General features: G+C 59.0%; 12 protein-coding genes and 1 pseudogene. 9 read left to right on the plus strand and 4 right to left on the minus strand.

Annotated elements, in window-relative coordinates:
- The first annotated feature begins 65 nt into the window (after positions 1-65).
- From urtE to ureC, 7 genes and pseudogenes are all read left to right on the plus strand, one after another.
- The gene (urtE, locus tag ACZZ0D_RS21120) at positions 66-764 is read left to right on the plus strand and encodes an urea ABC transporter ATP-binding subunit UrtE (protein ID WP_123471001.1); all 699 of its coding nucleotides are present in this window, start codon (positions 66-68) and stop codon (positions 762-764) included.
- A gap of 43 nt (positions 765-807) precedes the next feature.
- Positions 808-1647: an urease accessory protein UreD gene (locus ACZZ0D_RS21125; protein ID WP_463554205.1), complete on the plus strand. Its 840-nt coding sequence runs from the start codon at positions 808-810 to the stop codon at positions 1645-1647.
- Between the two features lie 223 nt (positions 1648-1870).
- Positions 1871-2174 (plus strand): annotated as a pseudogene (gene ureA, locus ACZZ0D_RS21130) (urease subunit gamma).
- A 9-nt stretch (positions 2175-2183) separates the two neighbouring features.
- A complete protein-coding gene (locus ACZZ0D_RS21135; RefSeq protein WP_053116840.1) occupies positions 2184-2717 on the plus strand; it encodes a GNAT family N-acetyltransferase in 534 nt (177 codons plus the stop codon).
- A gap of 5 nt (positions 2718-2722) precedes the next feature.
- Positions 2723-3256 (plus strand): GNAT family N-acetyltransferase, encoded by a 534-nt coding sequence (locus ACZZ0D_RS21140; protein WP_463554206.1) that lies wholly within the window; start codon positions 2723-2725, stop codon positions 3254-3256.
- Positions 3256-3561, plus strand: coding sequence for an urease subunit beta (locus tag ACZZ0D_RS21145; protein WP_159815229.1), 306 nt, complete (start codon positions 3256-3258; stop codon positions 3559-3561). The genes ACZZ0D_RS21140 and ACZZ0D_RS21145 overlap by 1 nt, the downstream gene beginning before the upstream one ends.
- Positions 3562-3721: 160 nt before the next feature.
- Positions 3722-5422: an urease subunit alpha gene (ureC, locus tag ACZZ0D_RS21150; RefSeq protein ID WP_463554207.1), complete on the plus strand. Its 1701-nt coding sequence runs from the start codon at positions 3722-3724 to the stop codon at positions 5420-5422.
- A gap of 48 nt (positions 5423-5470) precedes the next feature.
- Here ureC and ACZZ0D_RS21155 read toward each other — a convergent pair whose 3' ends face one another.
- The gene (locus ACZZ0D_RS21155; protein ID WP_463554208.1) at positions 5471-10561 is read right to left on the minus strand and encodes an NEL-type E3 ubiquitin ligase domain-containing protein; all 5091 of its coding nucleotides are present in this window, start codon (positions 10559-10561) and stop codon (positions 5471-5473) included.
- A 226-nt stretch (positions 10562-10787) separates the two neighbouring features.
- On the opposite strand from ACZZ0D_RS21155, the gene ACZZ0D_RS21160 reads away from it, so the two are divergent.
- On the plus strand, positions 10788-11915 hold the full coding sequence (locus ACZZ0D_RS21160; RefSeq protein WP_463554209.1) for a sensor histidine kinase: 1128 nt from the start codon (positions 10788-10790) through the stop codon (positions 11913-11915).
- Between the two features lie 121 nt (positions 11916-12036).
- Here ACZZ0D_RS21160 and ACZZ0D_RS21165 read toward each other — a convergent pair whose 3' ends face one another.
- Together ACZZ0D_RS21165 and ACZZ0D_RS21170 are read right to left on the minus strand one after the other, a co-directional pair.
- Positions 12037-12342 (minus strand): chaperone modulator CbpM, encoded by a 306-nt coding sequence (locus ACZZ0D_RS21165; RefSeq protein ID WP_016984795.1) that lies wholly within the window; start codon positions 12340-12342, stop codon positions 12037-12039.
- Between the two features lie 23 nt (positions 12343-12365).
- Entirely contained in the window at positions 12366-13316 is a 951-nt protein-coding gene (locus ACZZ0D_RS21170; protein WP_053116833.1) for a DnaJ C-terminal domain-containing protein, read from the minus strand.
- A 292-nt stretch (positions 13317-13608) separates the two neighbouring features.
- On the opposite strand from ACZZ0D_RS21170, the gene ACZZ0D_RS21175 reads away from it, so the two are divergent.
- Entirely contained in the window at positions 13609-14877 is a 1269-nt protein-coding gene (locus tag ACZZ0D_RS21175) for an Hsp70 family protein (RefSeq protein WP_400648049.1), read from the plus strand.
- A 114-nt stretch (positions 14878-14991) separates the two neighbouring features.
- Here the strand turns inward: ACZZ0D_RS21175 and ACZZ0D_RS21180 are convergent, their stop codons facing one another.
- Positions 14992-16005 (minus strand): AI-2E family transporter, encoded by a 1014-nt coding sequence (locus tag ACZZ0D_RS21180; RefSeq protein ID WP_053116830.1) that lies wholly within the window; start codon positions 16003-16005, stop codon positions 14992-14994.
- Positions 16006-16034 lie beyond the last annotated feature (29 nt).

The raw sequence follows: 16034 nt of genomic DNA on the forward strand, positions 1-16034 counted from the left end.
AAAAAAAAGATCAAAAGATCGCAGCCTTCGGCAGCTCCTACAGGGGGATTTGAGGAGATCTGGAAATGCTGCAAGTCGACAAGCTGCACCAGTACTACGGCGGTAGCCACATCCTGCGCGGCCTCTCGTTCGACGTGAAAGTCGGCGAAGTCACCTGTCTGCTCGGGCGCAACGGCGTCGGCAAAACCACCCTGCTCAAATGCCTGATGGGCCTGCTGCCCGCCAAAGAAGGCGCAGTGAACTGGGAAGGCAAACCGATCACCACGTTCAAGCCGCATCAACGGGTTCACGCCGGAATCGCTTACGTGCCGCAAGGTCGGGAAATCTTCGGCCGCCTGACCGTTGAGGAAAATCTGTTGATGGGCCTGTCGCGGTTTCCCGGCAGTGAAGCCAAAGAAGTGCCAAGTTTCATTTATGAATTGTTCCCGGTGCTGCTACAAATGAAGCAGCGTCGCGGCGGTGACCTCTCCGGCGGTCAGCAACAGCAATTGGCGATTGGTCGCGCGTTGGCCAGTCGTCCGCGCTTGCTAATCCTCGATGAGCCCACCGAAGGCATTCAACCCTCGGTGATCAAGGAGATCGGCGCGGTGATCAAGACACTCGCGGCGCGGGGCGACATGGCGATTTTGCTGGTCGAGCAGTTCTACGACTTCGCGGCGGAACTGGCCGATCAATACCTGGTGATGTCCCGGGGCGAGATCGTGCAGCAGGGTCGCGGCGAAAATATGGAGGCCGAAGGCGTGCGCGGGCTGGTCACGATCTAAGGCAACGATCTAATCTGTAGCTTCCTAACGATAATTACAAACCATGAATTCGACTGTTTCACCTGCCCTGTTTACCCCGAGCTGGCACGCCGAGCTGGAACTCGCTTACGCGCGTTTCGGCGACTGCACACGTCCGGTTCAGCGCCGGCACCTCGGCCCGCTGCGGGTGCAAAAGCACCTGTACGCCGAAGGCCCCGAGGTCTGCCAGCACATCATCGTCCATCCGCCAGGCGGAATTGCCGGCGGTGATCGCCTCGACATCAGCGTGCGCGTCGAGCATCAGGCCTGGGCGCAGATCACCAGCCCCGGCGCGGCCAAGTGGTATCGCGCCGGTGGCCCGGCTTATCAGAAACTCGACTTTAAAGTGGCGGCCGGCGCGACGCTGGAATGGCTGCCGCAGGAAACCATCGTCTACAGCGCCGCCCAGGCTGAACTGAGCACTTCGATTGATCTTGAAGGTGACGCGCGGTTGTTTTATTGGGACGTGGTGGCGTTGGGTCGTCCGGCCAGTGGTGAGCGTTTTGATCGCGGGCATTTTCAGGCGCATCTGGATATTCGCCGCGACGGCCGATTGCTCTGGCATGAGCGCCAGCGCATTGTCGGTGACGACGGTTTGCTTGATTCGCCGATCGGGCTGGATGGTCATCCGGTGTTTGCGACGTTGTTGGTCACCGGAGAGATTGATGCTGAATTGCTGGAGCGTTGTCGTTCGCTGGGGCATGACGTGCGCGGGGATTTGACGCAATTGCCCGGCCTGTTGGTGACTCGGTGTCTGGCTAACGAAGCATTGCTCGCCCGTGCGTGGCTGATCGATTTATGGCGCTTGCTACGCCCGGTGCTGCTGGACCGCGAAGCGGTGTCACCGAGAATATGGAGCACCTGAAAGCAACCCTCACCCCCCGCCCTCTCCCGGAGGGAGAGGGAGCCTGACCGAGTCGATTGAAATGAATTTAACTGCCTGAACGAATTCTGCTGACTGAACCGACCATTGAAAACAACCGAGATCAGTCCCCTCTCCCTCGGGAGAGGGCTAGGGTGAGGGGCTGCTCCAACTGGCAGCCCACACCCGCAAGAACCTCACAAATCTGCCCTGATGGAACCCCACAATGGATCTGACCCCACGCGAAAAAGACAAGCTGCTGATCTTCACCGCCGGCCTCGTCGCCGAGCGGCGTTTGGCGCGCGGCGTGAAACTCAATTACCCGGAAGCCATGGCCTACATCTCCGCTGCGCTGCTCGAAGGCGCGCGTGACGGTCGAGACCGTCGCCGAGTTGATGCACTTCGGCACTACCCTGCTATGCCGCGAACAAGTGATGGAAGGCATCCCGGAAATGATCCCGGAGATTCAGGTCGAAGCGACGTTCCCCGACGGCACCAAACTGGTCACCGTCCACCAACCGATCGTCTGAGGCCGCGCCATGACTTACTCCATTCGCGACGCCGTTCACGCCGATCTGCCGGCGATCCGCGACATCTACAACGACGCCGTGCTCAACACCACGGCGATCTGGAATGAACAAGCCGTCGACCTCGGCAACCGCCAGGCGTGGTTCAGCGCGCGTCAGGCACAGGCCTATCCGATTCTGGTGATCGTCGACGCCGACAACACTGTGCTCGGCTACGCTTCGTTCGGTGACTGGCGGCCGTTCGACGGTTTCCGCCACACCGTCGAGCACTCGGTGTATGTGCGCAGCGACCAACGCGGCAACGGCCTCGGCCCGCAACTGATGACTGTGCTGATCGAACGGGCGAAGACCTGCGACAAGCACGTAATGGTCGCCGCCATTGAAAGCGGCAACGCTGCTTCGATTCGTCTGCACGAGCGCGCCGGTTTCATCACCACCGGGCAGATGCCGCAAGTCGGCACCAAGTTCGGCCGCTGGCTCGACCTGACATTCATGCAACTGACCCTCAATCCTGGCGCGGAGCCGCCTGAAACCATCAAGGAGTGACACCGATGAACGCCGCCCAACTGCGCCGCGTCAATGCTGAAAGTTTTGCCCACTACCGTCAGGGCCTGATCGATTTGCTGCTCGACGCAGTGGGTTATGGCGCCAGCGTCGGTTTCATGGCCGACCTCGATGCGGTGCAGGCGCGCGCATATTTCGATGAGGTTCAGGACAACGTCAACAAGGGCAGCGTGCTGCTCTGGGTGGTGGTCAAAGACGAAGAAGTGCTGGCCAGTGTGCAATTGGGTCTGTGTCAGAAGGCCAACGGCTTGAACCGCGCCGAGGTGCAGAAACTGCTGGTGCGCGAAGACGCGCGGCGTCGCGGCCTCGGTCAGCAATTGATAAGCGCGCTGGAACTCGAAGCGCCGAAGCACAAGCGCGGCATGCTCTACCTCGACACCGAAGCGGGCTCGCCCGCCGAAAATTTCTATCAGGCATTGGGTTACACCCGCGCGGGTGCCATCCCCGATTACGCCTGCGACCCGAACGGCACCTATCGGCCGACCGCCCTCTATTACAAGATTCTGCAAGGAGCCCAGTGATGATTCCTGGCGAGTACCAGATCCAGCCCGGCGACATCGAACTCAACGTCGATCGCCGCACCATCAGCCTGAAAGTCGCTAACAGCGGCGACCGGCCGATTCAGGTGGGGTCGCACTATCACTTTTTTGAAACCAACGACGCGCTGGCGTTTGATCGCGCAGCCAGCCGTGGCATGCGCCTGAATATTCCGGCGGGGACGGCGGTGCGTTTTGAGCCGGGGCAGAGTCGTGAAGTTGAGTTGGTGGATTACGCCGGGCATCGGCGGGTGTTCGGGTTTGCGGGAAGAGTGATGGGTGATCTTTAACTGATGTGGAGTCCGCTGCGGCCCCTTCGCGAGCAAGCCCGCTCCCACAGTTGATCGCATTTCAACTGAAGGAACGCGACCGAATGTGGGAGCGGGCTTGCTCGCGAATCTGGGAGCGCAGCGAACAGTCTCAAACCCAATTGAATTCCAAGGCAAGCACATGAAAATCTCCAGACAAGCCTACGCCGACATGTTCGGCCCCACCGTCGGCGACAAGGTGCGCCTGGCCGACACCGAGCTGTGGATCGAGGTCGAAAAAGACTTCACCACCTACGGCGAAGAAGTCAAATTCGGTGGCGGCAAAGTCATCCGCGACGGTCAGGGCCAGAGCCAGTTATTGGCCGCCGAAGTGGTCGACACGCTGATCACCAACGCGCTGATCATCGACCACTGGGGCATCGTCAAAGCCGACGTCGGCCTCAAGGACGGTCGCATCGCCGCGATCGGCAAGGCCGGTAACCCGGACGTGCAGCCCAACGTGACCATCGCCATCGGCGCCGGCACCGAAGTCATCGCCGGTGAAGGCATGATCCTCACCGCCGGTGGCATCGACACGCACATCCACTTCATCTGCCCACAGCAAATCGAAGAGGCGCTGATGAGCGGCGTTACCACCATGATCGGCGGCGGCACCGGCCCGGCCACGGGCACCAACGCCACAACGTGCACGTCGGGCCCTTGGCACCTGGCGCGCATGCTTCAGGCCGCCGACGCCTTCCCGATGAACATCGGCCTCACCGGCAAGGGCAACGCCAGCCTGCCGGAACCGCTGATCGAGCAGGTCAAGGCCGGCGCCATCGGCCTCAAGTTGCACGAAGACTGGGGCACCACCCCGGCGAGCATCGATAACTGCCTGACCGTTGCCGATCAATTCGACGTGCAGGTGGCGATCCACACCGACACCCTCAACGAATCCGGTTTCGTCGAAACCACCCTCGGCGCATTCAAGGGTCGCACCATCCACACCTACCACACCGAAGGTGCCGGTGGCGGTCACGCGCCGGACATCATCAAGGCTTGCGGCTTCCCCAACGTGCTACCGAGCTCGACCAACCCGACCCGACCGTTTACGCGCAACACCATCGACGAACACCTCGACATGTTGATGGTCTGCCACCACCTCGACCCGAGCATCGCCGAAGACGTCGCGTTCGCCGAAAGCCGCATCCGTCGCGAAACGATTGCCGCCGAAGACATCCTTCATGACCTCGGCGCGTTCTCGATGATCAGCTCCGACAGTCAAGCCATGGGCCGCGTCGGCGAAGTCATCACGCGCACCTGGCAGACCGCCGACAAAATGAAAAAACAGCGCGGCCCACTGCCGCAGGACGGCGCAGGCAACGATAACTTCCGCGCCAAACGCTACATCGCCAAGTACACGATCAACCCGGCGATCACCCATGGCATCAGCCATGAGGTCGGTTCGATCGAGGTCGGCAAATGGGCCGACCTGGTGCTTTGGCGTCCGGCGTTTTTCGGCGTGAAACCGACGCTGATTCTCAAGGGCGGGGCGATTGCCGCCAGCCTCATGGGCGACGCCAACGCTTCGATTCCAACCCCTCAACCGGTGCATTACCGCCCGATGTTTGCCAGTTACGGTGGCTCGCTGCATGCCACCAGCCTGACCTTCATCAGCCAGGCTGCGCACGAGGCCGGGTTGCCCGAAGCGCTGGGTTTGAAGAAAAAAATCGCCGTGGTCAAAGGTTGTCGCGATGTGCAGAAAACCGATCTGATCCACAACGATTACCTGCCCAACATTGACGTCGACCCGCAGACGTATCAGGTCAAGGCCGACGGCGTATTGCTATGGTGTGAACCGGCGGAAACGCTGCCGATGGCGCAGCGTTACTTTCTGTTTTAAGCCACAGCAGCAAAAAACCTGGAGGCGTTATCGCGCCTCCAGGCCTGTTTACGGTTTCACCGTGAACGGCGGATAAACCGTCTGCAGCTTCGCCCGATCTATCGCTTTTTGCGTCAGGGTTTTCTCCAGCGTTTGCAACGCTTCAAATTGCGCCATATCGTCCTCATCCTTGAGAGAGGTCAGCAACTCATCGAACTCTTTGCGGTACGTACGCTTGAGGAACTGCTGCCAAAAAGGCTGTTCAAGGATTCGTGGCGCCAGCAACTCTCCCTCCTCCAGCGCGATCACTCGCTGATAAGCATCCTCAATCATCTTCTCGGTGACGCCGGCGACGTTGCGGAACAACATACCGCGCGACTGCCACGGTAGATCAAGGCGGTCAGCCAGATCGGTCATGTAGGCCATATGAACCTCCACTTCATCGATACTGCCGGTGACTCCGTCGGCATCCTCGCGGCGAAATGTTTCGCCGGCTTCCAAGCGGTCAGCCACACGCTGCCGGGCGATCTGCCCCAACTCGTCGAGGCGCGACTTACCCCGCGCCAGCGAAACCAGTTCGGCCTCAACCAGATCAGTGTTGATCAGCCCGTACGCCTCATGCACCAGTACCTCGACGCCCATCGCGTTGAAAAACTGCGCACCGGCATCCGCACAGGTTGTGGAGGCGACGGCCTCGGCGAAAATTCTCTCGCGCAGAACAGTGTTCTCGTTCATGGCGAAAATCATTCGCCAGACCTTGGCCGTGAGGTCAGCTCGATAGCTCGGATCCGTCGCACGGAAGTCGGCTGAAGTCGTCAGCTTGCGCAGCTCGTTGAAGAATGGCTCGGAGCCGAACTCATCCTCCACTTCATCCCAGAATGGTTGACGCGCATTCCATTCAGCCTCGCTGATGCCCTCATCCCAGGCCGAGCTGTCGACGGTTCCCCACGACGGATATGGGCGATCCGGATCGAGCCCGACTGACTCGATATATTGCTTGAGCTTCTCAAGATTTTCCGCCGACAGGAAATAAGGCTCGCGGCTCACTTTGGTTCGCGCAATCAATTCAGCGTAAACCGAACCCGGTGCGACATCCGGAAGCTCACTGATCTGGTTATGGCGCAAATCCAGGAACAGGTTTCGCGGTCGTTGTTTAGCGAACAGCCCCACCGGCCACGTATCAATGCCCGTGCTATCCAGTGTCAGTACCAGCAGAGCCGGCATCTGACTGATATCCGGAACCAATCCGAGCGGATTCCCATCAAGCTTCAGCACATGCAGCCGGCTCATCGAGCGCAGCCGGGCAGCGCTCTCCAACGTCAATGTGATCTGATTATCCGAAAGCGTCAGCACACGCAGATACGGCATGTAACTGATGACCTGCGGAAAATCGCTCAAGCGGTTCTTCCACAAATCGAGGTCGCGTAACTGGCGAAATCCGCCGAGAAAAGATAGTTGGTTGGGGCGTATCTGGCCGTTTCGCAAGCTTAAGGAGGTGACGTGGTCAAAGCTGGCGCTTAGCGCGGGCATTGTCTCAAGATGACGATCCATCGGCAGACCATCGAGCACCAGCGCCTGGGCCCGGATAACTCCCCGTGCAGGAGGCCCCGCAGGGCCGGTGCGCTGCCAGCTTTGACGCAGAAGCTGATAGACCCTGTTGCGCGACGTCCACTCCGCCACGCCTTCAGGGCTAAGACGATAGATCAGATCCATGCTGTTCAACCAGCGCTGGAAGTGCAGGTTGAACCTGCTGAACTCTTTTTCCAGTGCCGCCACGCGACTTTCCATCACATTGGCGCCGAAGCTACCAAGCAGGCTTTCAACCTCTGCATCCGTAAAGGCAGGATACAGCGATCCCACCCGGTGCTTGAGCGCCGACCAACCTTCGGGTCGCAACGGATAGCCCTGCATACCGCCGCGCAGGCGCATGTTTTCGGGATCATAGGCAGGCTTGCGAATCGGGTTATCCAGCAGCACCCGTTCGAATTGTTCGTGACTCAATGGCGAGCGCTGGATTGCATGTTTCAGTCGTTCTCCCTGAAAAATGTCGAAACCCAGTGCCTGTCGTTGTTTATCGGGCAACGCATGCAACACAGCGCTGTAAAGATCCTCGGCACTGTGCAAATGCAGACCTTGCTCATCGCGTGCACTGTAGAGGCCATTTTCATCAGCGATCAGTACTTTGCGGATCGGTGCGTCAGCCTCTCCGACACTGGCCTCAAGCTGCCCGGTGAAAGAGCCATGGCGGATCTCCATGCGCACATCAGGCGACCATCCTGGCAGAGTTTCCAGCGAGCGCAGTGCCAGTCGACGGCTATCGGCATTGTCCAGTTGCTCAAGGTAAAGCCCTTCAAAGGCGCGACTCATACGAACCTTGACGCCCGCCGCACGCAGTTGCTGGCGCAGTTTGAGGACAACCTGCCCGCTCTCTTCGAACACGCGCACATTCTGCGGATCAGCATCCTTGAGTATTTGTTCGATCACACTGCACGGCAAATCGGGGTAATCGCTTTGCAATCTGCGCACGCGAATGTCGGCGGAAACGTCCGAGGTTTTGTACTGCAACTCGAACACCCGCGAGGTGCGCTTGATGGCCCGCACTGCCAGCGCTTCACGCAATGCCTCAATACGCACGGTTTTGTCAGTGGAGATGGCACGGCCGAGCAGCGCTTCGGTTTCGGGCTCATCCAGAAACGCCAGCACCCGGCTTTCGAACCGGCCTGTTTTAAGTTCTTCCTGGGTGACTATTAATGTATCGGCAAGTGTGGCGCCAGAGTTGCCATAAGTCACCGACGCTCGGCCGGTTGGCAATGGATCTTTCAACATGATGGCTTTGGACTCGGGCCAGTGCGGTAGCTCGGTCATCAGCCCCGGCAAATAGCCCGTCAGATGATCGCTTATGTCACCGTTACGGATCTGCCCGCCGAACCGGCTGATCGAGTCATAGAGATCGAAGCGATTAAGGGTATCGGTCAACAAGGGTGGCGGCAGCTCATGTTCGACATGCAGACGCCGCAGCACGCCTTCATCAACACCGCTGACTTTAAGCGCTTGTGTCAGCGTTGTGTCACTGAGGGTGGCGGCCAGCGGATTGAGACGGCGCAATAGCTGAACCTGCGTCCACTCAAGCGGGCGGTCGACTTCGCTCTTCCAGGCGCCCGCCCGGTTGTGTTCGACCTGTGGCGCATACGCATCGGCGCGGTTCGGGTGCTGCATGCGGAACTGGCCGTTAAGTGGATCCTCCTTCAACACGTACTGCTTGCCCTGCAGTTGCAGCACTCTTTTTCCTTGATACGGGTACAACCCGGCCTCGTCAGCCCATGTACGGGAAGGCAGCTCGAGTTTGTGCTCGTAAGGCGCGAGATCAGGGTTCCACATTTTCGTGCGGCCGTCGCCCAAAGACACCGACTTGAGGTTGTCGATAAAAGGGGAAGGCTTGATTGCTATTGCACCGTTGGGCAGAACATGGCCGGCGCTCATCAGCCCCAGTTGCGCAAAGTTGAGGATCACGCTGTTGATGTGCGCGCACGCCTCTTCCTTGTCACCGTGACTCCAGTCCTCAATGCCCTCGGCAAACTCCGCCAGTAACTGGGCGACCATCACCCCGAGCATTACCTCGCCGACGCCCGGTACCAACATCACAACGTAGTTGAAGAAGTTCCAGCCATAATTCAGATAGCTGATCAGTCGGTTCCAGCGGCTTTTAGCATCTTCGTCTCCGGTAGGCACAGCAATCCGTCGTGCATCGCTGATCGACTTGTCGCGTTTGCGCAGATACAGGTGCTCCCAGAGACCGTCCTGAATGGGCACGGTGATCGGTTCTGCATGAGGATTTTCCACTGGAGTTTCTCGCCACCAAGGCCCCATATCGAGGGGCTCACGCTGATGCCAGGTGATTTCCTTGAGACGCTCGTTAGCGCGTTTGTAGAACGTCGGTTTGTCCTTCTGCGCCACAAACCGGCTGAAAAACTGTTGGTAGGATTTTTCCAGCAACTGCGTGGCCAAGGCTTTCATGAACGCAGTCAGTGACGGGTATTCTTTCAACGGGTGCAGCGGATCATCCGGGATGTATGCAACCAACGGCCCATTCAGAATACTTTGATCGTAGAAGTCGTTACGCCGAGACATTTCGTCAGTGACAGCGCCTGGTCCATTGGCGAATACATCACTGAGCACCTTGTACTTTTCATACAGATTATCGTTGAGACCGGGGATACGCCGTGACCAGTCAAACAGGAACTGAAGTTCTGCCGATACAAGCCCCAGCAGGAATTTCTCGATCTCGGTTTTTTCTGCAACGGCACTGAACAGCACAATACCGGACAACTCCAACCCCATGATCCGCAAACGATGCGCCTTCAACGGACGCCCGTGAAAGCTGATCGATCGTTGTCCGCTGATCACATCACTAATGACGGCCTGAGCGTGCATGCCCAGATCCGCATTCATCCCGGCAATGGCCGCCGCAACTTCCAGCGCGGATTTTTCGACCGCCATCGACTGCTGTCTTAATGTCGCTTGTTTTGTCACATCGTCGGGGAGCAACAACGCCTTGAGGTGTTGCTGATATTGCGCGCCAATATCCAGCGAGCGGCAGACGCTGGCAATCTCACCGACCGTGACAGCCTGCTGCACAGGCGCGCCGTCAGCGTCGGCAACGTACACACCGGAGCCGCTGCGAAAATAGCCGTCCTCGGTTTCCGACTGCTCGAAATTGTGCAACGCCGCGGCCAGCAATGTGGAATGCTGCGAGCGCGCGGCCCCTCGGTCGATGCCGAAGATGATTTTGTCCGGGACATAAAGCCTGAGCATCGTTGCATCGACGTCCAGATCGACGTTGAGTTGGCTTTTCAGGGCCTCGGTCAGCAAGGGCCGGGCAAAGTCTTCGATGTTCTGTTCAAGGTGCTTCAGAGATGCATCGACTTCACCCTGAAGCTGCCAATGTTTTTGTACGAGCTGTTTCAAACGCTGCCGGCCTGTTGACGGCCATGCCGGGTACTGTTGCGCAACGTCCAGGTTCGCTTTGAGCGTTTCAAGTCGATGGGGCGGAGCCTGTTTGATTGCCTCTGGAATAAGCCCGATTAGTTCATCGTGATGCGGGCCGTTATCTGTCGACACGTTGTTAGTCACTACATCCATATTGAGCATCTCGTCATCCATTAACCTGGGCTCAGATTACGGATGACGAGAAAAAACAAAAAACCAAAATCCTGCTCAACAAAACGCTGAAAACCCCTTAATCCCGCAGTAATTGAAGAGCCGAAAATACATATGTACCGCACCCAAAAAAATACCCCGGGAGCCGGGCATCAGCGGGGGTGTAATTCTCGCCAGAGGGGCTAATATTCGAATCGCCGTCCATCGATTCATGCTCAGGTAACCGCTCATGCGTCTTTCCGAGTTCATCGTGTGCAACGTGGATCCCATCGTCGCGGAGTGGGAGCAGTTCGCCGCCACCATCACGCCCGCTGCCGAGTACATGGACGCCGAAGGCTTGCGTGACCACGCCAAAGCCATTTTGCTGGCCGCCGCCCGTGACATGAACAAACCGCAAAGTCCCGACGAACAGGCTGCCAAAGCCAAGGGCGACGGCCCGGAGAAAACCCCGAGCCTCGATCAGGCCGGCGCCAGCCATGGTGAATTGCGCCACACCGTCGGTTTTGATCTGGTGCAGATGACCTCGGAGTTCCGTCACTTGCGCGCCTGCGTGATCCGCCGCTGGGTCGACAGCCTCGAAGCGCCGGACATGACCTACTTTCAGGACATGATTCGTTTCAATGAAGCCATCGATGAAGCATTGGCCGAATCGACGGCGGCCTACGCAGAACAGGTCAATCGTTCGCGGGACATCTTTCTGGCGATTCTCGGCCACGACCTGCGCGCGCCGCTGCAAGCGGTGAGCATGTCCACCGAATTGTTGTTGCGCAAAGCGGCGCTGCAAGACGATGCGCTGGTATGCGCCCACAACATCAAGCGCGGCGCCCGGCACATGGCGGCGATGGTCAGTGATTTGCTGGAGCTGGTGCGCAGTCGTCTAGGTAAAGGTCTGCCGATCGAACCGGCCCCGATGGATCTGGCCGAGGCGGCGCGGGCGGCGATTGCCGAGGCGTGTGCCGGCAACCCGAATTGCTCGCCGGTTTTGCACATTGACGGTGATACGCGAGGTGTGTGGGACGCGGGGCGCATTGATCAACTGCTGCAAAACCTGATCGGCAATGCGCTGCAGCATGGATCGAACACGCAACAGGTAACGCTGACCTTGCAGGATGAGGCGGACGCGGTGTGCCTGTCGGTGCATAACTTCGGCACGCCGATTCCGGAGGATGCCTTAGGGACAATTTTCGATCCGCTGGTGCGCAGCGCCGATGAAGAACTGGGGCAGCCTTCGACCAGTCTGGGCTTGGGCTTGTTTATTGTCAGGGAAGTGGTTAATGCCCATGGCGGGACGATTGAAGTCAGCTCGAGTGAGGCTGACGGCACGCGGTTTAGCGTAGTGTTACCGAGGCAGGTTTAATCAACGATACCGCGTCATCGTTCTTCGCGAGCAAGCTCGCTCCCACAGGAAAATGCATTCCAAATGTGGGAGCGGGCTTGCTCGCGAAGAGGCCCGATCAGCCAATACACATACTTCAGAATTACTCGACAACAAGCCGCCCCAACCGCTGCCGCAACATGCGGTTCTCGGCACGCAACTCGCGAACCTCTTCCAGCAGATCCAGCGCCAGCGCGACGCCTTCCCACTCCAGCTCCAGGTCACGCCGCAACTTGGCGGCGCGCTTGGCCAGGGCCAGTTCGTAGTCGGTGAAGCGCCATTCCCGGGGCTGCGCGCCCTGAGGTTCGAGGATGCCGTGTTCGACGATTTCGATCACGTAGACGTCCGACAGATCGGCCGCCTCACAGAATTCTGCCAGGTCCAGTTGAACGATCAGGGGGCTGCTCATGATGGGCTACTCCGTCGTCGAATTTAGAAGTTCTCTCGCGGATTGAAGGCGGCTTTGTTCGCCAGTTCCTGCCACAGCGCTTTGACCTCATCGTCTGACGCTTTCGGCATCACCGCTTTAAGCTGCACGAACAGGAAACCGCGTTCGCCAGCCTTGTTTTTCAGACCGTGCCCCTTGGCGCGCATGCGCTGGCCGTTCTGGCTGCCGGCCGGCACCTTGAGGTTGATCTTGCCGGTCAGGGTCGGCACGGCCACTTCGGTGCCCAGCGCCAGCTCCCACGGTGCCAGCGGCAGCGTGATGATCAGGTTGTCGCCTTCGACATCGAATTTCGGGTGCGGCGCAAAACGAATGGTCAGGTACAGGTCGCCATTCGCCCCGCCACCGGCGCCCGGTGCGCCCTGGCCTTTGAGGCGGATGCGCTCGCCGTCTGTCACACCTGCCGGAATCTTCACGTTCAGGCTTTTCGTGGTGTTGCTGACGTGCTGGCCGTTGGCGTTGTATTGCGGCACCTGGAAGGTGACTTTCTTCGACTCGTTCGACAGCGTCTCCTCGAGGAAGATCGGCAGTTCCATTTCCACGTCTTGCCCTCGGCGCCCTGCACTGCGTTGTTGTCGGCCTTCACCGCCACCGAAACCGGGGCCGCGATTGCCAAAAATCGAACTGAAGAAGTCCGAGAAGTCGCCGGTGTCCTGACCGCCGCCGCCAAAGCCGCCACGGCTCTGCCAGCCCGGTGGCCCCTGGAACGGCTGACCGTGCTGGCCATAACGGCGCAGCTCGTCGTATTCGGCACGTTTGTCGGCGCTTTTCAGCGCTTCATAGGCTTCCGAGGCGTCCTTGAATTTCTCTTCGGCGTCTTTTTCCTTGCTGACATCGGGGTGGTATTTGCGCGCCAGCTTGCGATAGGCCGCCTTGATTGCCTTGTCGTCTGCTGTCGGCTCCACGCCAAGTATCTTGTAATAGTCTTTGAAGTCCATTGAAGGAATCACCATCCGTTATCGATTTCGCGCCGTTGCCAAGCATGCGCCGATTCGCGCGTGCCAGGTTGACCGATCTCAAAGTTGTGACCGGGTGGCGCAGCAGAAGTTTATCGGCAGTAGACGGCGGTTCTTGTGACCGCCGGTGGTTCTGCCGGCCCATGCCAGCAAGTTTGGGGCGAAGCTGCGATTTTCAACCAGTTTAGTCGCGAAATAGCTGATGACCGGCCTTCGATTCTGGCGCGCACTGACATACACTGCGCGGCCGTTTTTTTGACCGGAACCGAAAGACATGAAAGACGCCTCTCCAGCCCGTGCCTGCGGCATCGACTTCGGCACGTCCAACTCCACCGTCGGCTGGCTGCGCCCCGGCATGGAAACGATGATCGCGCTGGAAGACGACAAGATCACCCTGCCGTCGGTGGTCTTCTTCAACATCGAGGAACGCCGCCCGGTTTACGGTCGCCTGGCGCTGCACGAGTACCTGGAAGGCTACGAAGGCCGCCTGATGCGCTCGTTGAAAAGCCTGCTCGGCTCCAAACTGATCAAGCACGACACCAGCGTTCTCGGCACGGCGATGCCGTTCAAGGACTTACTCGGCCTGTTTATCGGTCAGTTGAAGAGCCGCGCCGAAACCGCCGCTGGTCGGGAATTCGAGCAAGTGGTGCTGGGTCGTCCGGTGTTCTTCGTCGATGACGATCCGCTGGCGGATCAGGAGGCTGAAGACACTTTGGTCGACGTGGCCAAGAAGATCGGCTTCAAGGAAGTGTCGTTCCAGTACGAACCAATTGCTGCGGCCTTCGATTACGAGTCGACCATCGAAAAAGAAGAGCTGGTGCTGATCGTCGATATCGGCGGTGGTACCTCTGACTTCTCGCTGGTGCGCCTGTCGCCCGAGCGTCGCGGTGTCGACAACCGTCACGATGACATCCTCGCCACCGGCGGCGTGCACATCGGCGGTACCGACTTCGACAAACAGCTGAGCCTGCAAGGCCTGATGCCGCTGTTCGGCTACGGCAGCCGCATGAAGAGCGGCGCCTACATGCCGACCAGCCACCACATGAACCTGGCGACCTGGCACACCATCAACTCGGTGTACTCGCAGAAATCCAGCCTGGCGCTGGGCAGCATGCGATACGACATCGAAGACACCGGCGGTATCGACCGTCTGTTCAAGTTGATCGAACAGCGCGCCGGCCACTGGTTGGCGATGGAAGTCGAAGAAACCAAGATCCAGCTGACCCACACCGACAGCCGCCATGTGCCGCTGGATCGGATCGAGGCCGGGTTGAGCGTGGAACTGAGCCGCGCGCTGTTTGAATCGGCGATCGATGCGCTGCTGGAGCGGGTACGCGGCAGTGTTACGCAGCTGTTGAACGATGCCGGAGTGGCGGTCGATCAGGTCGACACGGTGTTCTTCACGGGTGGTTCGAGCGGGATTCCGGCGCTGCGCAACAGCGTCTCGGCGATGCTGCCGAATGCGCGGCATGTTGAAGGGAATATCTTTGGCAGCATTGGTAGTGGTTTGGCGATTGAAGCCCGCAAACGCTATGGCGTTTAACGGCAGCTGCAAGCTTTAAGCGGCAAGCGGCAAGTAAGAGCAAAAGCAAGAGCCACTGCGGCTCTGGCTTCTGCTTTTACTTGTAGCTCGCAGCTTGCAACTCGAAGCTGCTTTTTAAACCATTCCTCCCAGCTTCAACTCACTCTTCAAATACGCGTAATAAATCGGCCCCGCCACCACCCCCGGCAGGCCGAACGCGGCCTCGAACACCAGCATCGCCAGCAGCAACTCCCACGACTTGGCACTGATCTGCCCGCCGACAATGCGCGCATTCAGGAAGTATTCAAGTTTGTGGATAACGATCAGATAACCCAACGCCGCCACCGCCACCCAGATCGACAGCGACAGGCCGACGATGGTGATCAGCGTGTTGGATATCAGATTGCCGATTACCGGCAGCAGACCAAGCAGAAAGGTCAGCACGATCAGGGTTTTGGTCAACGGCAGCTTCACGCCGAACATCGGCAGGATCACCGCGAGGAAGATCCCGGTGAAGAAGGTGTTGAGCAAGGCAATTTTGATCTGCGCGAAAACGATATTGCGAAACGCTTGAACCAGCAGGTGCAGACGGTCGAACAGCGCCGCCGCCAGCGGTTTGCGTTTGGTGACGTCCGGCACGCGCTGCAGGGCGATGATCGCGCCGAGCACCATACCGATCAGCAGCGTCACGAACATGTGCGCGGCGTCTTTACCGACCAGCTGCAACTCGGAGAGATGCTTGCTCATCCATTCGCCAATCGCCACGCGGAATTCACCGGCGCTGGCGGGCAGATAAGCGTCGATGAACGGCGGCAGTTGCCCGCGCGCACGATCCACCACGCCCATGAATTTATCCAGTGAGGCGCCCGGGTTTTCCGCTTCGTGCAACAGGAAACTGATCGCGCCGGCAAAAAGCAGCGCCAGCACACTGACCACCAACGTCCCCAGCAACGCCACCGCCAGCCAACGTGCACGGCGGCCTTCGATCAGCCGTTGCAGTTGCGGGGTGAGCATGTTGACCAGCTCGAACACCAACAAGCCGGCGAGCAGGCTCGGCAACAAGCGCAGCGGCAGCACCAGCAGCAAACCGCCGAAAATGATGATGCAACTGACCCAGAACACTACATGACGCTCAGAAAACGTTGGCATACAGCCTCAAAACGAACGGCGTAAAAGGA

This window comes from Pseudomonas sp. AC193, from assembly GCF_979258075.1.

What these genes read in the sequence shown, in the direction of transcription:
- urtE (WP_123471001.1), top strand. Translation starts at nt 66, where the DNA reads ATGCTGCAAGTCGACAAGCTGCACCAGTACTACGGCGGTAGCCACATC.
- ACZZ0D_RS21125 (WP_463554205.1), top strand. Translation starts at nt 808, where the DNA reads ATGAATTCGACTGTTTCACCTGCCCTGTTTACCCCGAGCTGGCACGCC.
- ACZZ0D_RS21135 (WP_053116840.1), top strand. Translation starts at nt 2,184, where the DNA reads ATGACTTACTCCATTCGCGACGCCGTTCACGCCGATCTGCCGGCGATC.
- ACZZ0D_RS21140 (WP_463554206.1), top strand. Translation starts at nt 2,723, where the DNA reads ATGAACGCCGCCCAACTGCGCCGCGTCAATGCTGAAAGTTTTGCCCAC.
- ACZZ0D_RS21145 (WP_159815229.1), top strand. Translation starts at nt 3,256, where the DNA reads ATGATTCCTGGCGAGTACCAGATCCAGCCCGGCGACATCGAACTCAAC.
- ureC (WP_463554207.1), top strand. Translation starts at nt 3,722, where the DNA reads ATGAAAATCTCCAGACAAGCCTACGCCGACATGTTCGGCCCCACCGTC.
- ACZZ0D_RS21155 (WP_463554208.1), bottom strand. Translation starts at nt 10,561, where the DNA reads ATGGATGACGAGATGCTCAATATGGATGTAGTGACTAACAACGTGTCG.
- ACZZ0D_RS21160 (WP_463554209.1), top strand. Translation starts at nt 10,788, where the DNA reads ATGCGTCTTTCCGAGTTCATCGTGTGCAACGTGGATCCCATCGTCGCG.
- ACZZ0D_RS21165 (WP_016984795.1), bottom strand. Translation starts at nt 12,342, where the DNA reads ATGAGCAGCCCCCTGATCGTTCAACTGGACCTGGCAGAATTCTGTGAG.
- ACZZ0D_RS21170 (WP_053116833.1), bottom strand. Translation starts at nt 13,316, where the DNA reads ATGGACTTCAAAGACTATTACAAGATACTTGGCGTGGAGCCGACAGCA.
- ACZZ0D_RS21175 (WP_400648049.1), top strand. Translation starts at nt 13,609, where the DNA reads ATGAAAGACGCCTCTCCAGCCCGTGCCTGCGGCATCGACTTCGGCACG.
- ACZZ0D_RS21180 (WP_053116830.1), bottom strand. Translation starts at nt 16,005, where the DNA reads ATGCCAACGTTTTCTGAGCGTCATGTAGTGTTCTGGGTCAGTTGCATC.